We start from the raw sequence: 14,862 nt of genomic DNA on the forward strand, positions 1-14,862 counted from the left end.
CCAATGGACGCCTTCAACTACCGCGACGGTGAGCTGTTCGCGGAAGGGGTAGCATTGTCTGCCATTGCCGAGCGCTTCGGCACGCCGACCTATGTCTACTCGCGCGCTCACATCGAAGCGCAATACCGTGCCTACGCCGATGCGCTGAGCGGCATGCCGCACATGGTCTGCTTCGCCGTAAAAGCCAACTCCAACCTGGGCGTGCTCAATGTCCTGGCGCGCCTTGGCGCCGGTTTCGACATCGTCTCGCGTGGCGAGCTGGAGCGTGTGCTGGCGGCGGGTGGCAAAGCCGAAAAGATCGTGTTTTCCGGTGTCGGCAAGACCCGCGAAGACATGCGGCGCGCCCTTGAAGTCGGCGTGCACTGCTTTAACGTCGAATCCACCGACGAGCTGGAGCGCCTGCAGGAAGTGGCTGCCGAACTCAACGTTCGGGCGCCGATATCGCTGCGGGTCAATCCGGATGTGGATGCAGGCACTCACCCCTACATCTCCACCGGCCTCAAGGAAAACAAGTTCGGCATCGCCATTGCCGCCGCCGAAGACGTGTACATTCGCGCCTCGCAACTGCCGAACCTGGAAGTGATCGGGGTCGACTGCCATATCGGCTCGCAACTGACCACGCTCGAACCGTTCATTGATGCGCTGGATCGCCTGCTGGCCCTGGTCGATCGTCTGGGCGATTGCGGCATTCATCTGCATCACATCGATCTGGGTGGCGGTCTTGGCGTGCGTTATCGCGACGAAGAGCCTCCGCTGGCGGCCGACTACATCAAGGCCGTGCGCGAGCGTCTGGCCGGTCGCGACCTGGGGCTGCTGTTCGAGCCGGGACGCTTCATCGTCGCCAACGCAGGCGCGTTGCTGACCCGTGTCGAATACCTCAAGCATACCGAGCACAAGGATTTTGCCATCGTCGATGCGGCGATGAACGATCTGATCCGGCCTGCGCTGTATCAGGCCTGGATGGATGTCACAGCGGTGCGTCCGCGTGACAGCGAACCTCGTGCGTACGATATCGTCGGGCCGATCTGCGAGACCGGCGACTTCCTCGCCAAGGGGCGCGAGCTGGCGCTGGCCGAGGGCGATCTGCTGGCCGTTCATTCAGCCGGTGCCTATGGCTTCGTCATGAGCTCGAACTACAACACCCGTGGCCGTGCCGCCGAGGTACTGGTCGACGGTTCCCAGGCTTTTGAAGTGCGTCGTCGCGAAACCGTGGCCGAGCTGTTCGCTGGCGAAAGCCTGCTGCCGGAGTAATCCCCATGCTGCTGCGTTTTACCAAGATGCACGGGCTGGGTAACGACTTCATGGTCCTGGACCTTGTGAGTCAGCACGCGCATATCTTGCCCAAGCACGCCAAACAATGGGGCGACCGCCACACCGGTATCGGTTTCGATCAGCTTTTGCTGGTCGAGGCGCCGAACAACCCGGATGTGGACTTTCGCTATCGAATCTTCAATTCCGACGGCTCCGAAGTCGAACAGTGCGGCAACGGCGCGCGCTGCTTTGCCCGCTTTGTGCTCGACAAGCGTCTGACGGCCAAGAAGCAGATACGCGTCGAGACCAAGAGCGGCATCATCGAACTGGATATCCGCAGCGACGGGCAGATCAGCGTCGATATGGGGCCGCCCAGGTTTGTCCCTGAAGAGATTCCCTTCGAAGCAGCGGAGCAGGCTACCTGTTACACCGTTGACGTCGACGGTCAGCATGTCGACATGGCGGCTGTGTCCATGGGCAATCCGCACGCTGTGCTGCGGGTCGATGACATCAATAACGCACCGGTGCATGAACTGGGGCCGAAGATCGAGCATCACCCGCGCTTTCCGGCCCGGGTCAACGTCGGCTTTCTCCACGTCGTGGACCGTCAGCGGGCACAGCTGCGTGTCTGGGAACGCGGTGCCGGGGAAACCCAGGCGTGCGGCACCGGCGCTTGTGCGGCGGCTGTCGCTGCCATCAGTCAGGGCTGGATGGACTCGCCGTTGCTGATCGACCTGCCCGGAGGGCGCCTGTCCATCGAATGGGCTGGGCCGGGACATTCTGTCATGATGACCGGCCCCGCAGTCCGGGTCTATGAAGGCCAAGTCCGTCTTTGAGTGAGTAAGTACCATGACCGATCAACCTCCCGCTTCAACAGGCACACCCTGCGAATCGCCTGTCGATAGCGCAGCGCCAGACCTTGAAGCAGAGGCGGTCATCGCCTTCCTGCTCGAGCACCCGGATTTCTTCGCCGAGCACGACGAGCTGCTGGTGTCGATGCGCATCCCGCACCAGCGTGGCGACACCGTTTCGCTGGTCGAGCGTCAGCTCAAGCTGCTGCGCGAGCGTAATATCGAAATGCGCCATCGCCTGTCGCAATTGATGGACGTCGCACGGGACAACGACCGCCTGTTCGAAAAGACCCGCCGCCTGAACCTCGCGCTGATGGATGCGACCAGCCTGGAAGAGCTGGTCATCGCCGTCGAAGACAGCCTGCGTCAGGACTTCCAGGTGCCCTTTGTCAGCCTGATCCTGTTCAGCGACAGCCCGATGCCCGTGGGGCGCTGGGTCAGCGGTGCCGACGCACAGAAAGCCATCGGCGGCCTGATTGGCGAGAAGATCATCTGCGGCGCGCTGCGTGAGCATGAACTGGCGTTTCTGTTCGGTGCAGAGCAGGGCAAGGAGGTCGGTTCGACTGCCATCGCCAGCCTCAATCATCTGGGCCTGCATGGCGTGCTGGCCATCGGCAGCCGTGATCCGCAGCATTACAAAAGCTCGGTCGGCACCCTGTTCCTCAGTTATATCGCCGATGTGCTGAGCCGCCTGCTGCCGCGCTTCGCCCACTCATTACGCTCGGTTCGCTAGCCATGGATCAGCATCTGGACGCCTACTGCATGCACCTGCGCAGTGAGCGCCAGGTGTCGCCTCACACGCTGGAAGCCTACCGACGCGACCTGGGTAAGGTCCTGGCGTATTGCCAGAAGGCACAGGTGTCGAGCTGGAGTGACCTGGATATCCAGCACCTGCGCAGCTTCACTGCCCGCCAGCACCAGCAGGGCCAGTCTTCACGCAGCCTGGCGCGGATGCTGTCGGCGGTGCGCGGCTTCTACAAGTACCTCAATCGCGAAGGCATCTGCCAGCACGACCCGGCAAACGGCCTGTCACCGCCCAAGGGCGAGCGGCGTCTGCCCAAGACCCTGGACACCGACCGTGCCGCGCAATTGCTGGATGGCGGCGTTGAAGATGATTTCCTGGCGCACCGCGACCAAGCCATCCTGGAGCTGCTGTACTCGTCAGGCTTGCGCCTCTCCGAACTGACCGGTCTGAATCTGGACCAGCTGGACCTGCGTGACGGACTGGTGCAGGTGCTGGGTAAGGGCAGCAAGACCCGCGTATTGCCTGTGGGCAGCAAGGCACGCCAGGCACTGGAAGTCTGGCTGCCGCTGCGCGCCCTCACCAATCCGCAGGACGACGCGGTATTTGTCAGCCAGCAAGGCAAGCGCCTCGGCCCGCGCGCCATTCAGGTGCGACTCAAGGCAGCCGGTGAGCGAGAGCTGGGGCAGAATCTGCACCCGCACATGTTGCGGCACTCCTTCGCCAGTCATCTGCTCGAATCGTCACAGGACCTGCGCGCCGTGCAGGAGCTGCTCGGTCATGCGGATATCAAGACCACGCAGATATATACACACCTGGACTTCCAGCATTTGGCTACTGTTTATGACAGCGCCCATCCCCGAGCCAAACGTAAAGGAGCTGCAGATGATTAAGCTGGTGACGTTTGATCTTGACGACACGCTCTGGGACACCGCCCCTGCCATTGCCGGTGCCGAAGTCACGCTGCGTGACTGGCTGGGCGAACACGCGCCCAGGCTGGGAGCGGTTCCTGTCGAACACCTGTGGGAAATCCGCTCGCGTCTGGTGGCCGAAGACCCGTCCTTCAAGCACCGCATCAGCGCCTTGCGCCGCCGCGTGCTGTTCCATGCGCTCGAAGATGCCGGCTACGACCCGGACGAGGCGCAGGACCTGGCCGACCGCGGCTTTGAAGTGTTCCTGCAGGGCCGTCATCAGGTGCAGATTTTCCCTGAGGTGCAACCGATGCTGGAAATTCTCGCCAAGACCTTCACGCTCGGCGTGATTACCAATGGCAATGCCGATGTGCGCCGTCTGGGGCTGGCGGACTACTTTGCCTTCGCGCTGTGCGCCGAAGACCTGGGCATCGGCAAGCCTGATCCGGCACCGTTCGTGGAGGCGCTACGCCGCGCAAGGGTCGATGCCGGCGCGGCGGTGCATGTCGGTGACCATCCCAAGGACGATATCGCAGGTGCCCAGCAGGCCGGCATGCGCGCCATCTGGTACAACCCGCAAGGCAAGGTCTGGGATGCGGATCGACTGCCGGATGCCGAGATCCACAACCTGTCGCAACTGCCCGAGGTGCTGGCGCGCTGGGCCTGAAAGCACACTGACAGGCGCGCATAGAAAAGCCCGCAGCGACGGCGGGCTTTTCTCATACAGTCATGCAGCCTCAGATAGGGCGGCTACCGTATTTGTTGTCAGGCTTCTTGGGCGGATCGGCGACCACGTTGGCCTCCACTTCCTGCACCTTGCCGCCACGCGCCAGGAATTCTTCCATGGCACGTGCCAGAGCATCACGCTCCTTGTTCTTGGCTTCCACGCTGGGCAGTTCATCGACCGAGACTGCAGCCTTGGCCTTGCCTTTTGCGGCAGGTGCCGGAACGTCATCGTCTACTTCGACCGGGTCGTCGCCGGGAGCAGCTGCAAGCTCCTCACCGTCCTCTTCGTTTTCCAGGTCGTCTTCCAGATCGTCCTTAATATCGTCGTCGTCGCTCATGTTGTACCTCATGACTTGCGAAAGCTGATTAGTTATAGCCCAACCGCCCAGAATTGCTAAGGCAACCGGAAAAATTCAACAACCGCTGACCTCAGCGGTTATGTCCACTCACCCTGAAGGGTGGCCAGGACGTTACGAGACCCACCAGCGTCTCGATGTTCGCCCAGGTAAATACCTTGCCAGGTGCCCAGCGCCAGCCGCCCTGCCGTAACCGGCAACAGCAACTGGCAGCCCAGCAGACTGGCCTTGAAATGCGCTGGCAAGTCATCAGGGCCTTCGTCGTCATGTTCGTAGCCGTCCACGCCCTGGGGCACCAGACGGTTGAAAAAACGCTCAAAGTCGCGACGTACCGCCGGGTCGGCATTTTCGTTGACGGTCAACGAAGCCGAGGTATGTTGCAGCCATACATGCAGTAGCCCGACACGACAACCGCGCAACGGGGGCAACCCCGCGACTATCTCGTCAGTCACCAGATGGAACCCGCGGGGCCTGGCCCGCAAGGCAATCCTGGATTGATGCCACATACCGTTCTCCGCACCTTCGGCGCGCATTCTAACTCGACTGAGAAAAAAGCAAAGCGCGCAATAAACCGGCTTCCCTGCAAGTTGACGAAGACGGTGGCAACCTCGTTACCTGCGCTGTGTCACGGTGCCGAGATCATTGACACGGGCAAGATCAATGACAGCAAAAAGCGGCGGTATATCCACAAACGTCAGACAAAAAAAATGCCCGGAGACCGGGCATTCTTTTTTGCGTAGGCCAAAGCTTACAAGTTGTAGCCACGCTCGTTGTGTTGCGCAAGGTCCAGACCGACAGACTCTTCCTCGTCGGTGACGCGCAGACCCATCACCGCATCCAGCACCTTGAGGATGATGAAGGTCACGATTGCGGTGTAGACAACGGTGAACGCGACGCCCTTGAACTGAATCCAGACCTGAGCACCGATGTCGGTCACGGTGCCGAAGCCGCCCAGTGCAGGTGCTGCGAATACACCGGTCAGGATGGCGCCGACGATACCGCCGATGCCGTGAACGCCGAACGCATCCAGGGAGTCGTCGTAGCCCAGCTTGCGCTTGAGGCTGGTCGCGCAGAAGAAGCAGATCACGCCTGCTGCCAGACCGATGATCAGCGCGCCCATCGGGCCGACGGTACCGGCCGCAGGGGTAACGGCAACCAGGCCGGCAACCACACCAGAGGCAATACCCAGAGCACTTGGCTTACCGTGAGTCAGCCACTCGGCAAACATCCAGCCCAATGCGGCGGCCGCGGTAGCGATTTGAGTGACCAGCATGGCCATACCGGCAGTACCGTTGGCTGCAGCGGCGGAACCGGCGTTGAAGCCGAACCAGCCGACCCAGAGCATCGCTGCGCCGATCAGGGTGTAACCCAGGTTGTGCGGCGCCATCGGCGTGGTCGGGAAGCCTTTGCGCTTGCCCAGTACCAGGCACGCTACCAGACCGGCTACACCGGCGTTGATATGTACGACGGTACCGCCAGCGAAGTCCAGAACGCCCCAGTCCCACAACAGGCCACCGACGCCGCCCCAGACCATGTGGGCGATTGGCGCGTAGACCAGAGTGAACCAGATACCCATGAACACCAGCATCGCGGAGAACTTCATGCGTTCTGCGAAGGCGCCGACAATCAGGGCAGGGGTGATGATCGCGAAGGTCATCTGGAAGGTGACGAACACCGCCTCAGGGAACAACGCAGCAGGACCGGTAATGCTTGCCGGCGTGATGCCTGCCAGGAACGCTTTACCCATACCGCCAAAGAAGGAATTGAAGTTGACGACGCCCGCTTCCATACCGGTTGTGTCAAACGCGATGCTGTAGCCGTAGACGACCCACAGGATGCTGATCAGACCGGTGATGGCGAAGCACTGCATCATCACCGACAGAATGTTCTTGGAACGAACCATGCCGCCGTAGAACAGCGCGAGACCGGGGATGGTCATGAACAGGACCAGAGCGGTCGAGGTCAGCATCCATGCAGTGTCGCCAGAGTTCAGCACCGGCTCGGCCACTGGATCAGCCGCCAGGGCAAGACCAGGTAATGCGAGGGACAACAGGGCACCGAGCCCTGCGAATTGACGCAGAGTCATATTGTTTTCTCCTGGGGCGTTGGGTTTGGCGGCTTAAATAGCGTCTGTATCGGTCTCGCCGGTACGGATGCGGATGGCCTGTTCCAGATTGACCACGAAAATCTTGCCGTCACCGATCTTGCCAGTGTTGGCGGCCTTGGTTATGGCTTCGATGACACGATCCAGATCCTTGTCATCGATGGCGACATCGATCTTCACTTTGGGAAGGAAGTCGACGACGTATTCAGCACCGCGATAAAGCTCAGTGTGACCCTTCTGACGCCCGAAGCCTTTGACTTCAGTGACGGTGATGCCCTGCACGCCGATTTCAGACAACGACTCGCGAACGTCATCCAGTTTGAACGGCTTGATGATGGCAGTGACTAGCTTCATGAAAACTTTCTCCCGAATTTGGTGGACTTGCCCCAGGAAAACAAACCCGACTCAAGTCTAAGCGCAGTGTCTGGCTTTGTAACGTGTCGGCCGCCTGATCAGGCCAGACCCACTCCAGAAAACCGCTTCTGACGAAACACTTCCCCGCTCCGCCTGCCGCACTGCATTCGTCACAGCGACTGCATCAGTGCATGGGTCATAAGCCACTAAGCAGAAAGCTTGCCATCTCGCGAATATTCATTGAATACAGGCTCTTGGGCTGGTTTTGCACAACCTTGCAGGGTCTATCATGGAGCTAATGCACAGCAATGGTGCTCATGTGCCCGTCACTGCGCTCCATAAGCGTGCATTGCGCCCTCGGGATTGACTATAGACACTGCGTGTTACACTGCCGCCCTCTGATTCAGGAAAATAACCATGCTCGCGCCCAAAGCCTTTCTCGACGCTCTCAGCGGCCACGCCTCTCGCCTGTTCAATGGCGAAACGCCTGTATCGCGCAACGAATTCGAAACCCAGTTCAAGGCCCTGCTGCAAAGCGGCTTCAGCAAACTGGATCTGGTCAGCCGTGAAGAGTTCGACAGCCAGATGGCCGTCCTCGCCCGCACCCGCGCCCGCCTGGAAGCGCTGGAGGCCAAGATGGCCGAGCTGGAAGAGAAGGCTGGCGGGGCCGCAGGGACTGAAAAAGCCGAATAAGGGTTTCCTTGTTTTACTCAGTGCGCTGCAGCGCTGAACGTTGTCATGCACAACGGGGCAGGCACCTGACCTGCTCGCGAAGCGAGATGCTCAAACGTGTACTGGCCTTCGCGTCGCAGCCATGAATCGCTCCGGATTTCAGTGATACAGTTTCGCGCCGAAATACGCTAACGTCTCGGCGCGCCAGTCATGGGCTGGCCACTCCTCCCGGCTATTCGAACGTTCTATGGATGGAAGCATGACTGACAAACGTCCCCTTATTCACTGCTCCCTGGCCGCAACCCTGTGGTTGTGTGTCGGCACGTCGGTTTTCGCTCAGGACACGGCACTGCATTCCGGCAAGTACGAGCAGTTGATGCTGGCCGTGACGCCTGATCATCAGGTCGAGGGTTATTACTCGGAGACGCGCGGCGAAACATTCAGCTGTGCGTTCTATCTGCAAGGCAAGGTCGAGGCCGGGGAGGGCGCAGCGGTGTCGTCCTGGCTGGATGACGTCTATCCGGGAACACTAAAGGCCTCGGCTGATGGCGTGGTGCTGACGATCGAGCAAGGCCGGCAGCACCCCGGCTGCATGAACGTGTTGGCGCCGGACATCGCCACCGGCCTGGAGCTGACCCGGACCGCCAGCAGGCAGTGGGTCGGTCTGGTGACCGTCACGGCGGACAAGGCCTGGCTGCAAAAAACACCGAATGCCAAAGGCACCCGAGGCGCCTATATCGTCAAGGATGACGTTGTCGGGGTTCTGGCATTCAAGGATGGCGCGGCTCAGGTCGAGTTCATCAATGCCGATGATCGCTCGTTTACCGGGTGGATCAGTCAGGACCAATATGCGCGGTTGGCCGCGCCCGGCCGCTGATGTCGGACGGGGAGGTCAGCCAATCTGCCGCACTCGGCTGAGATCTGTCGAGGGCGGGCAGCCAAACTGGCGGCTGTACTCCCTGCTGAATTGCGAAGGGCTTTCATAGCCGACGCGATAGCAGGCGCTGGAGGCGTCCAGGCCTTCATTGATGATCAGCCGTCGAGCTTCTTGCAGGCGCAGCTTTTTCTGGTACTGCAACGGGCTCATGGCGGTCAGCGCCTTGAATCGGTGGTGCAGCGTCGAATTGCCCAGGTTGGCCAGGCGCGCCAGCTCGTCGATGCGCAGCGGCTCGGTGTAATGACTGTTCAGCCAGTCGACCGCCCGCGTAACGCGATGCGTCTGCGAATCCCCGACCGCGATTTCGTAGAGTCGCCGCCCATTGTTGCCGCGCAGCAGCCGGTAGTAGAGCTCCCGAAGTGCAAGGGGCGCGAGCATAGCGATGTCGCGAGGCGTGTCGAGCAGGCGCACCAGCCGCAACACCGTCTCCAGCAATGGCTGATCCATTTGCTCAAGAAACAGGCCCCGCTGCGGCTCGTCCGGAACGCCGTTCAATGGCGCTTCCGCAATGAGCTGGGCAATGTGCGCAGGCTCGAAATCCAGACGAATACACAGATAGGGCGCCTCGCCACTCGCTTCCAGCACGCGCCCGGCGACCGGCACTGTCACCGCGACGACCAGGTAGCTGAGCGGGTCGTACACATACTGCTCATCGCCCAGCGCAACCTCCTTGCGACCTTGAACGATCACGCAAAGGGCTGGCCGATGCAGCGCATGAATCAACTCTGACGGGGCGTCGCAGCGGATAACGTGCAGCGGCGCAACAGCGGTTTCATAAACACCGGGTGCCGCAAAGCGCTGCGTCAGCAACTGGATGATTTCACTCCGGCAAACATCGGTGCCCGGAGCGCTCGCAGCATTAGGTGTATCCATGAAGCACCCCGTCTCAAGTCAGTGTTGCTGCACGCCCATCCTTTGCATCGAACTCCATCATAGCGGCCATTGCGCAGCGATTCTGCGTGCGGCAGACCCACAGACAGGAATAGGCAAGTGTCGCGCAGGTATCGGCATGCACGCAGTGATCAGCGACTCGTAGCATGGCCATCGCAATCAGTTTGAGCCGCGCGCTGAAACTGAGCCAACGATGACTTCACGAGGAAAGCCAGTCATGTCGAACATTCAAGGCAAGGTTGTACTGATCACCGGCGCCAGCAGTGGCATTGGCGAAGCTGCCGCCCGACTCATCGCCGCCAAGGGCGCACACGTAGTACTAGGCGCTCGGCGCAGCGAGCGTCTGCAGACGCTGGCGGCAGACATCGAAGCGCAGGGCGGCTCGGCACGCTTCCGCGCGCTGGACGTGACCGATGCGCTCGACATGCAGGCCTTTGCCGACTTCGCCAAACACGCGTTTGGCAAGATCGACGTGATCATCAACAACGCCGGCATCATGCCCCTGTCGCCGCTCGCCGCGCTGAAAATCGCAGAGTGGAACCAGATGCTCGACGTCAACGTGCGCGGCGTACTGCACGGCATTGCCGCCGTGTTGCCGGGCATGCAAGCGCAAGGGCACGGCCAGATCATCAACATCTCGTCCATCGGCGGCCTCGCCGTTTCCCCGACCGCCGCAGTGTACTGCGCCACCAAATTCGCTGTTCGAGCCATCTCCGATGGCCTTCGGCAAGAAACCGACAAAATCCGCGTCACCGTCGTCTGCCCCGGCGTGGTCGAATCAGAACTGGCCGACTCGATTTCCGACGAGACCGCGCGCGAGGCGATGAAAGCGTTTCGAAAGGTTGCGCTGGAGCCGGATGCGATCGCACGCGCGCTTGTTTACGCGATCGAGCAGCCGGACGGGGTGGATGTGAGCGAGATTGTGGTGCGGCCTACGGGGAGTGCTTATTGAGACCGGTAATGAGGACTACCACTTCCAGGCCCTTTCGGTGAACTCGGCCGTTGGAGGCAGCGCGCCACGGAGAAACGCGAGGTATTTGTTGAACAGGACCTCGTGCTGGAAGCGGGCCTCGAAGCCAAGTGTGATGTCGGTGCGATGGGTGATGATCATGAGGCGCTTTCGGTCGACGGTGACGAAGTTGTACTCGGCCCATGGCAGGCTTTGTTCATGGTGGATGGGGTTTTCCCAGTTGAGTAGCTTGATGGCTGCGATAAAAGCCATGGCCACGGGACCGATCAGGAACAGCAACGAGCCGGTGAAGAGTGCTACAAAAACGAATATCAGGATGACGGCTATGGCGATGCCCTTGAAAAGGGATGAGGCGAAGTCGGGGTAGTGGAGGTGGTACTCTACGAGGGCGTGGTGGGTGGTGATGGTGTAGTTGTAGATGGTTTTTTGGCGGATGAGGAGGCCTATGTAGTAAGCGAGGTTTCCTACGAATGCTAATATTACAGTAGTTAGCAAGTAGGGGGTTTCCAAGAAGCTATCCAAGCCTCCCCAGATAAAGAGTGAGCAGACGACTAAATGCATAGTGGTGAATATAAGCTGCGTGGTCATTATTTCCTTAGGTGGTCTCGCCAGTGTTTTGATTTTCCAGCTTAGAATGTTTTTACTCACTAGCAGGTTCAACGCTTTTTCTTGCTTAGTCATGAAGGCGTATCCGCTGCGATTTCTAGGGTCAGCGCGCCAGCTCTGCTTGACTTTGTGACTTCAAGTTCTATCGCGGTCAGGCCGTCGATCGCAGTATCGCCTCTTGTACTCAGTTCCATCTGAAACAGATAGCCTTTATCGTCTTCGCGGGCGTTCACCAAGCTGTACGGGTACCAGATTTGCAACTCAAGATATATTGCGTCCTCGTCGAGCGGCACCCATGTTTCCCATATGAGGTCTTCTTTCTCAGGAGGCATTCGAGGGTAGGTACAGTCTTCACTGGCCTTGATAGTTGGTTTATTAGTGAGCATTCCAAACTGCTCCACCTTCCTGAATTGCCCTCGGTTTAAAAAAGCCTCATGTATTGAAGTCGCTATTTTCTCTACAGGCAGGACGCCCCACGGGCGCTTGCTACTGACAATGTTAAAGTGCACAGACTCACCGCGTACTAGGTTCGGCAAGCGCACCTGAATTCCTGCGCCATTTTGTACGGCTACGCTCATGTGATCGCCTTTACCAAGATAACGATCCTCGTAATTGACAGTGGTTTTTACATGGATCTGTGGAGATAACTGAATTTCCATCAAGGCACTGATTTCTTCATTCCTGCCATTTGCAGTTTCGAGGTAGCGTTGATCCATGGTTTTCGACCAGCAGCACCTGCTCAACCACAAACCGATGCTGTCTCGCTTGAAATAATTCAAAGCCATGGTAGCGAAAAGATAAATAAGGCCAGCCACTAGCAGGGCCACACTGAACCATGGATTCATCACAATAGCGGTAGAGGTACCAGCGGGAAATAAACCCGCCACTAACTGAGCACCTGAGCCGATGCCCATTAAGCCTACAGAAATACCTTTTAAGGTTATCCAGTATTTTTCTTCTGAAGTACCAACCCCGGCTGAATCATCAATAATATCCAATAGCTCCAGCGTTGCCGCCGCTATCCCAAACGCCCCCATAGCCACCATCGAAACCCTGAACCCACGTATGGCATCACCCCATGCAAGATTTCCCTTCGCCCTCCAATAACCCGCAGAGCGATCCAGAATCCCCACATTCTTGCCATCGATCAGCACCGGCGTCGCATCCCTGATAATTGCCCACGGCGCTTCAACAAACACTGCCATCAACAGGTTAAAGCTATACCCCAACCCATACGTCACCTTGCCAATGTCCTTGGTGCTGAAGTTTCCGTCCCGAGTAAGGTCGCGATAGGTGAAGGCGGTGTTGATGAAGTTGAGCATGATCACGCCCCAGGTGATCGAGCCGGCAATCCCTCCCAGTCCATCGAGCCAGCGCCTGGCGCTGGTCAGCCACTCTTTGGTGATGGCTTTGCCGGACTGGAAGTGCAGGCGAATCTCGTCCTGCAACTGCCTGGCGTATTGGTTGTTTTGAAAGTCGAGCAGGGCGGGCATGCTCAGTTCGTGCAGGCGAAGCTTTTGCTCGAGGGCGCGCAGGTGGCTGGCGATGCTTTTGCGGGGGTTGTAAGCGGTTGGGTAGAGCCAGCTGCGACGGGTATCACTGATCTGTTTGTTGAGTACCCGCCATTCGCTGATCCAGTTTTTCAGCTTCGCGAGCATGTTGTGATCGATCGCGATACGCGCCTTTGAATCGAGCAAAATCTGGCCGATCAACAGCGTGCGTATCAGTGCGACGATGTTCTGCTGCTTGCCCACCGCCATGCGGCTGTCGATAGGCACCCAGGCCAGCAGGATGCTTTCGAACGTCGCCTTGCCTGCGCTGCTGGCCAGTTGGCCGAGAGCTTTGAAGGTGTCCTGAACAGGTTGTTTCAGCGCCTTCATCCACGGCTTGTCGGCAAAGCCCTGATGATTGAGCGTGCCGTTGAGTTCACCGATGCGGGTGGCCAGGTTGGTGATGTCGCCGAGGCCGTTCAGCAGTGCGTTAGCTTCCTGGTGTAGGGCGTGTTTGAGCGCCGGTGAGAAGCCGTAGCGCAAGGTGCCAAACAGGCTGCTGTCGTTGGCTTCCTGCTCGGCGAGCCAGGCGCTGGCGGCGCTGTCCTGAGCGTAAATGATCTGCAGATTGAGCATGACCGTTTGCAGGTACAGCAGACTTTCAGGGTGGGTGGTGTCGACAAAAAGCTTGAGCGGTTCCGTGCCCAGATGGGTCGACCATTGCCGAAAGTCGCTTTGCGTGTCACGCACCTGTTGCAGCAGTGTGTCGCCGGTTGGCAGGTGCTGCTGAAGGTACGCACGCGCACCACTCAGATCGACCTCGCGCCGCCATTTGTGGCGATCCTTCCAGGCTTGCAGGGCCTCTTCAGAGGGCGCGCTGCCATAACGCATTTCAAGCGATCTGCGCATCTGCGGACTCTTGAAAATATCTGGCAGCAACAGCACGCCACCGGGAGCGGTGTTGTTGCCGATCTGCTCTTGTTCAAACATGCATTGTTCAAAATAGGCTTCGACGTCGCTCAGGTACTGGTGGGTAAGCGCCGCATTGCCGCGCACTGATGCCGGCAATTTTTCCGGTTCGCCTTCAGCGCCACACAGTGCGGTGACAGTCTGGGCGATCTGGATCTTGTGTTCGTGCTCGGCTTGCCAGTTGCGGTAAGCGGCCTGATCGGCGGCCAGTTGCATGCCCAGATCGTTGAAAATGGCCAGAGGGTCATCAAGGGCGATGAGCAGGGAGCTGTTCTTGTCTTCAACGCTACCCTGCCAGAAAACGTCAGCGCCGATTGGTGAAAACAGCGGCTGGGTTTCTTCGCTGGAGGCCTTGGATGTAGGAATCGCCGAGTCTGCAAAGCGGTCATCATCGACCACATACTCGTTGTCGATGTCCGCCACCGCTTCGGCGATACAGTTCAACGGCAAGGTATCCGGCTCGGCCATGGTTATGCAGTAGCGTTTCAGATCCAGCGCTTTCATCCATGAATCGCGGCTTGCCGGGTTCGAACGCAGGTGTTCGCAGATTCGCCAGGACCACTGCTGCGCTGAAAAGGCGATGCGCAGCAGGTTGTTTCGCGGATAGAGCAGAAAAGGCTTGGCATCGCTGCCGCCACTGCGCTGGTCACTGCCAAGCTGCGCATCGGTCCAGACAATACGGCTCAGGTTGCCTGTGGCGGCTGACACCGCGTACTCATGCAACGTCTCGGCTGTTTCGTCGTAGACATACACATAGCCGTCATACAGTTGGCGAAGGGTATAACTGCGTGTTTTCAGCTTCGGCATCACCGCCCAGCGGCTGCCCTTGAGTAGCGGTTTCAGCTTCTCGGGCGCGGCATCGTAGCGGGAGCGGTCCAGCGCATAGCGCACTGGCACGATGGCAACGTCAGGGCCGCGGAAAGGGCACAGGCTGGTGGCCGTGGCGGGTGTCTTGGCGAACGTTGCAGCACGTCGTTGAGTATGGGTGCCGGATTTGTCGGTCATGCATGGAATCTCTGCGCAGAAACGGGC

15 protein-coding genes are annotated in these 14,862 nt (G+C 59.3%); 8 read left to right on the plus strand and 7 right to left on the minus strand.

The window, feature by feature from the left end; genetic code table 11:
• The first annotated feature begins 3 nt into the window (after positions 1-3).
• The 5 genes from lysA to KBY02_RS17335 are packed head-to-tail and all read left to right on the plus strand — an operon-like array spanning position 4 to position 4,422.
• Positions 4-1,251 (plus strand): diaminopimelate decarboxylase, encoded by a 1,248-nt coding sequence (gene lysA / locus KBY02_RS17315; protein WP_003401767.1) that lies wholly within the window; start codon positions 4-6, stop codon positions 1,249-1,251.
• Between the two features lie 5 nt (positions 1,252-1,256).
• The gene (gene dapF, locus KBY02_RS17320; RefSeq protein ID WP_003401768.1) at positions 1,257-2,087 is read left to right on the plus strand and encodes a diaminopimelate epimerase; all 831 of its coding nucleotides are present in this window, start codon (positions 1,257-1,259) and stop codon (positions 2,085-2,087) included.
• 13 nt (positions 2,088-2,100) lie between these two features.
• Entirely contained in the window at positions 2,101-2,835 is a 735-nt protein-coding gene (locus tag KBY02_RS17325) for a DUF484 family protein (protein ID WP_011266243.1), read from the plus strand.
• Between the two features lie 2 nt (positions 2,836-2,837).
• Positions 2,838-3,737 (plus strand): tyrosine recombinase XerC, encoded by a 900-nt coding sequence (gene xerC / locus KBY02_RS17330; protein ID WP_003401781.1) that lies wholly within the window; start codon positions 2,838-2,840, stop codon positions 3,735-3,737.
• The gene (locus KBY02_RS17335; RefSeq protein ID WP_104683567.1) at positions 3,730-4,422 is read left to right on the plus strand and encodes an HAD family hydrolase; all 693 of its coding nucleotides are present in this window, start codon (positions 3,730-3,732) and stop codon (positions 4,420-4,422) included. The genes xerC and KBY02_RS17335 overlap by 8 nt, the downstream gene beginning before the upstream one ends.
• A gap of 70 nt (positions 4,423-4,492) precedes the next feature.
• Here KBY02_RS17335 and sutA read toward each other — a convergent pair whose 3' ends face one another.
• The 4 genes from sutA to glnK form a co-directional block, all read right to left on the minus strand.
• Positions 4,493-4,819 carry a transcriptional regulator SutA gene (sutA, locus tag KBY02_RS17340; RefSeq protein ID WP_003401790.1) on the minus strand — a complete coding sequence of 109 codons (327 nt, stop codon included), beginning with the start codon at positions 4,817-4,819 and terminating at the stop codon, positions 4,493-4,495.
• A 98-nt stretch (positions 4,820-4,917) separates the two neighbouring features.
• The gene (locus tag KBY02_RS17345; protein ID WP_003318084.1) at positions 4,918-5,343 is read right to left on the minus strand and encodes a secondary thiamine-phosphate synthase enzyme YjbQ; all 426 of its coding nucleotides are present in this window, start codon (positions 5,341-5,343) and stop codon (positions 4,918-4,920) included.
• A gap of 242 nt (positions 5,344-5,585) precedes the next feature.
• Complete coding sequence (locus KBY02_RS17350; protein ID WP_003344468.1) at positions 5,586-6,923, minus strand: ammonium transporter; 1,338 nt, start codon at positions 6,921-6,923, stop codon at positions 5,586-5,588.
• 33 nt (positions 6,924-6,956) lie between these two features.
• Entirely contained in the window at positions 6,957-7,295 is a 339-nt protein-coding gene (glnK, locus tag KBY02_RS17355) for a P-II family nitrogen regulator (RefSeq protein ID WP_002555808.1), read from the minus strand.
• Positions 7,296-7,712: 417 nt separating this feature from the next.
• Between glnK and KBY02_RS17360 the strand changes: the two genes are divergently transcribed.
• Positions 7,713-7,988, plus strand: coding sequence for an accessory factor UbiK family protein (locus KBY02_RS17360; protein ID WP_003401798.1), 276 nt, complete (start codon positions 7,713-7,715; stop codon positions 7,986-7,988).
• A 238-nt stretch (positions 7,989-8,226) separates the two neighbouring features.
• A complete protein-coding gene (locus KBY02_RS17365) occupies positions 8,227-8,844 on the plus strand; it encodes a hypothetical protein (protein ID WP_225650650.1) in 618 nt (205 codons plus the stop codon).
• A 15-nt stretch (positions 8,845-8,859) separates the two neighbouring features.
• Here KBY02_RS17365 and KBY02_RS17370 read toward each other — a convergent pair whose 3' ends face one another.
• Positions 8,860-9,777 (minus strand): AraC family transcriptional regulator, encoded by a 918-nt coding sequence (locus tag KBY02_RS17370; protein WP_225650651.1) that lies wholly within the window; start codon positions 9,775-9,777, stop codon positions 8,860-8,862.
• Positions 9,778-10,012: 235 nt separating this feature from the next.
• On the opposite strand from KBY02_RS17370, the gene KBY02_RS17375 reads away from it, so the two are divergent.
• Entirely contained in the window at positions 10,013-10,747 is a 735-nt protein-coding gene (locus KBY02_RS17375; RefSeq protein ID WP_116829452.1) for an SDR family oxidoreductase, read from the plus strand.
• Between the two features lie 15 nt (positions 10,748-10,762).
• Here KBY02_RS17375 and KBY02_RS17380 read toward each other — a convergent pair whose 3' ends face one another.
• Positions 10,763-11,446 carry a hypothetical protein gene (locus tag KBY02_RS17380; RefSeq protein WP_060406332.1) on the minus strand — a complete coding sequence of 228 codons (684 nt, stop codon included), beginning with the start codon at positions 11,444-11,446 and terminating at the stop codon, positions 10,763-10,765.
• A complete protein-coding gene (locus KBY02_RS17385) occupies positions 11,443-14,835 on the minus strand; it encodes a toxin VasX (RefSeq protein ID WP_225650652.1) in 3,393 nt (1,130 codons plus the stop codon). Before KBY02_RS17385 ends, KBY02_RS17380 begins: the two co-directional genes overlap by 4 nt.
• Between the last annotated feature and the right edge of the window lie 27 nt (positions 14,836-14,862).

The sequence above is a fragment of the Pseudomonas sp. P129 genome, assembly GCF_020312195.1.
GTDB classification, from domain to species: Bacteria; Pseudomonadota; Gammaproteobacteria; order Pseudomonadales; family Pseudomonadaceae; genus Aquipseudomonas; species Aquipseudomonas fragariae.

What these genes read in the sequence shown, in the direction of transcription:
- lysA (WP_003401767.1), top strand. Translation starts at nt 4, where the DNA reads ATGGACGCCTTCAACTACCGCGACGGTGAGCTGTTCGCGGAAGGGGTA.
- dapF (WP_003401768.1), top strand. Translation starts at nt 1,257, where the DNA reads ATGCTGCTGCGTTTTACCAAGATGCACGGGCTGGGTAACGACTTCATG.
- KBY02_RS17325 (WP_011266243.1), top strand. Translation starts at nt 2,101, where the DNA reads ATGACCGATCAACCTCCCGCTTCAACAGGCACACCCTGCGAATCGCCT.
- xerC (WP_003401781.1), top strand. Translation starts at nt 2,838, where the DNA reads ATGGATCAGCATCTGGACGCCTACTGCATGCACCTGCGCAGTGAGCGC.
- KBY02_RS17335 (WP_104683567.1), top strand. Translation starts at nt 3,730, where the DNA reads ATGATTAAGCTGGTGACGTTTGATCTTGACGACACGCTCTGGGACACC.
- sutA (WP_003401790.1), bottom strand. Translation starts at nt 4,819, where the DNA reads ATGAGCGACGACGACGATATTAAGGACGATCTGGAAGACGACCTGGAA.
- KBY02_RS17345 (WP_003318084.1), bottom strand. Translation starts at nt 5,343, where the DNA reads ATGTGGCATCAATCCAGGATTGCCTTGCGGGCCAGGCCCCGCGGGTTC.
- KBY02_RS17350 (WP_003344468.1), bottom strand. Translation starts at nt 6,923, where the DNA reads ATGACTCTGCGTCAATTCGCAGGGCTCGGTGCCCTGTTGTCCCTCGCA.
- glnK (WP_002555808.1), bottom strand. Translation starts at nt 7,295, where the DNA reads ATGAAGCTAGTCACTGCCATCATCAAGCCGTTCAAACTGGATGACGTT.
- KBY02_RS17360 (WP_003401798.1), top strand. Translation starts at nt 7,713, where the DNA reads ATGCTCGCGCCCAAAGCCTTTCTCGACGCTCTCAGCGGCCACGCCTCT.
- KBY02_RS17365 (WP_225650650.1), top strand. Translation starts at nt 8,227, where the DNA reads ATGACTGACAAACGTCCCCTTATTCACTGCTCCCTGGCCGCAACCCTG.
- KBY02_RS17370 (WP_225650651.1), bottom strand. Translation starts at nt 9,777, where the DNA reads ATGGATACACCTAATGCTGCGAGCGCTCCGGGCACCGATGTTTGCCGG.
- KBY02_RS17375 (WP_116829452.1), top strand. Translation starts at nt 10,013, where the DNA reads ATGTCGAACATTCAAGGCAAGGTTGTACTGATCACCGGCGCCAGCAGT.
- KBY02_RS17380 (WP_060406332.1), bottom strand. Translation starts at nt 11,446, where the DNA reads ATGACTAAGCAAGAAAAAGCGTTGAACCTGCTAGTGAGTAAAAACATT.
- KBY02_RS17385 (WP_225650652.1), bottom strand. Translation starts at nt 14,835, where the DNA reads ATGACCGACAAATCCGGCACCCATACTCAACGACGTGCTGCAACGTTC.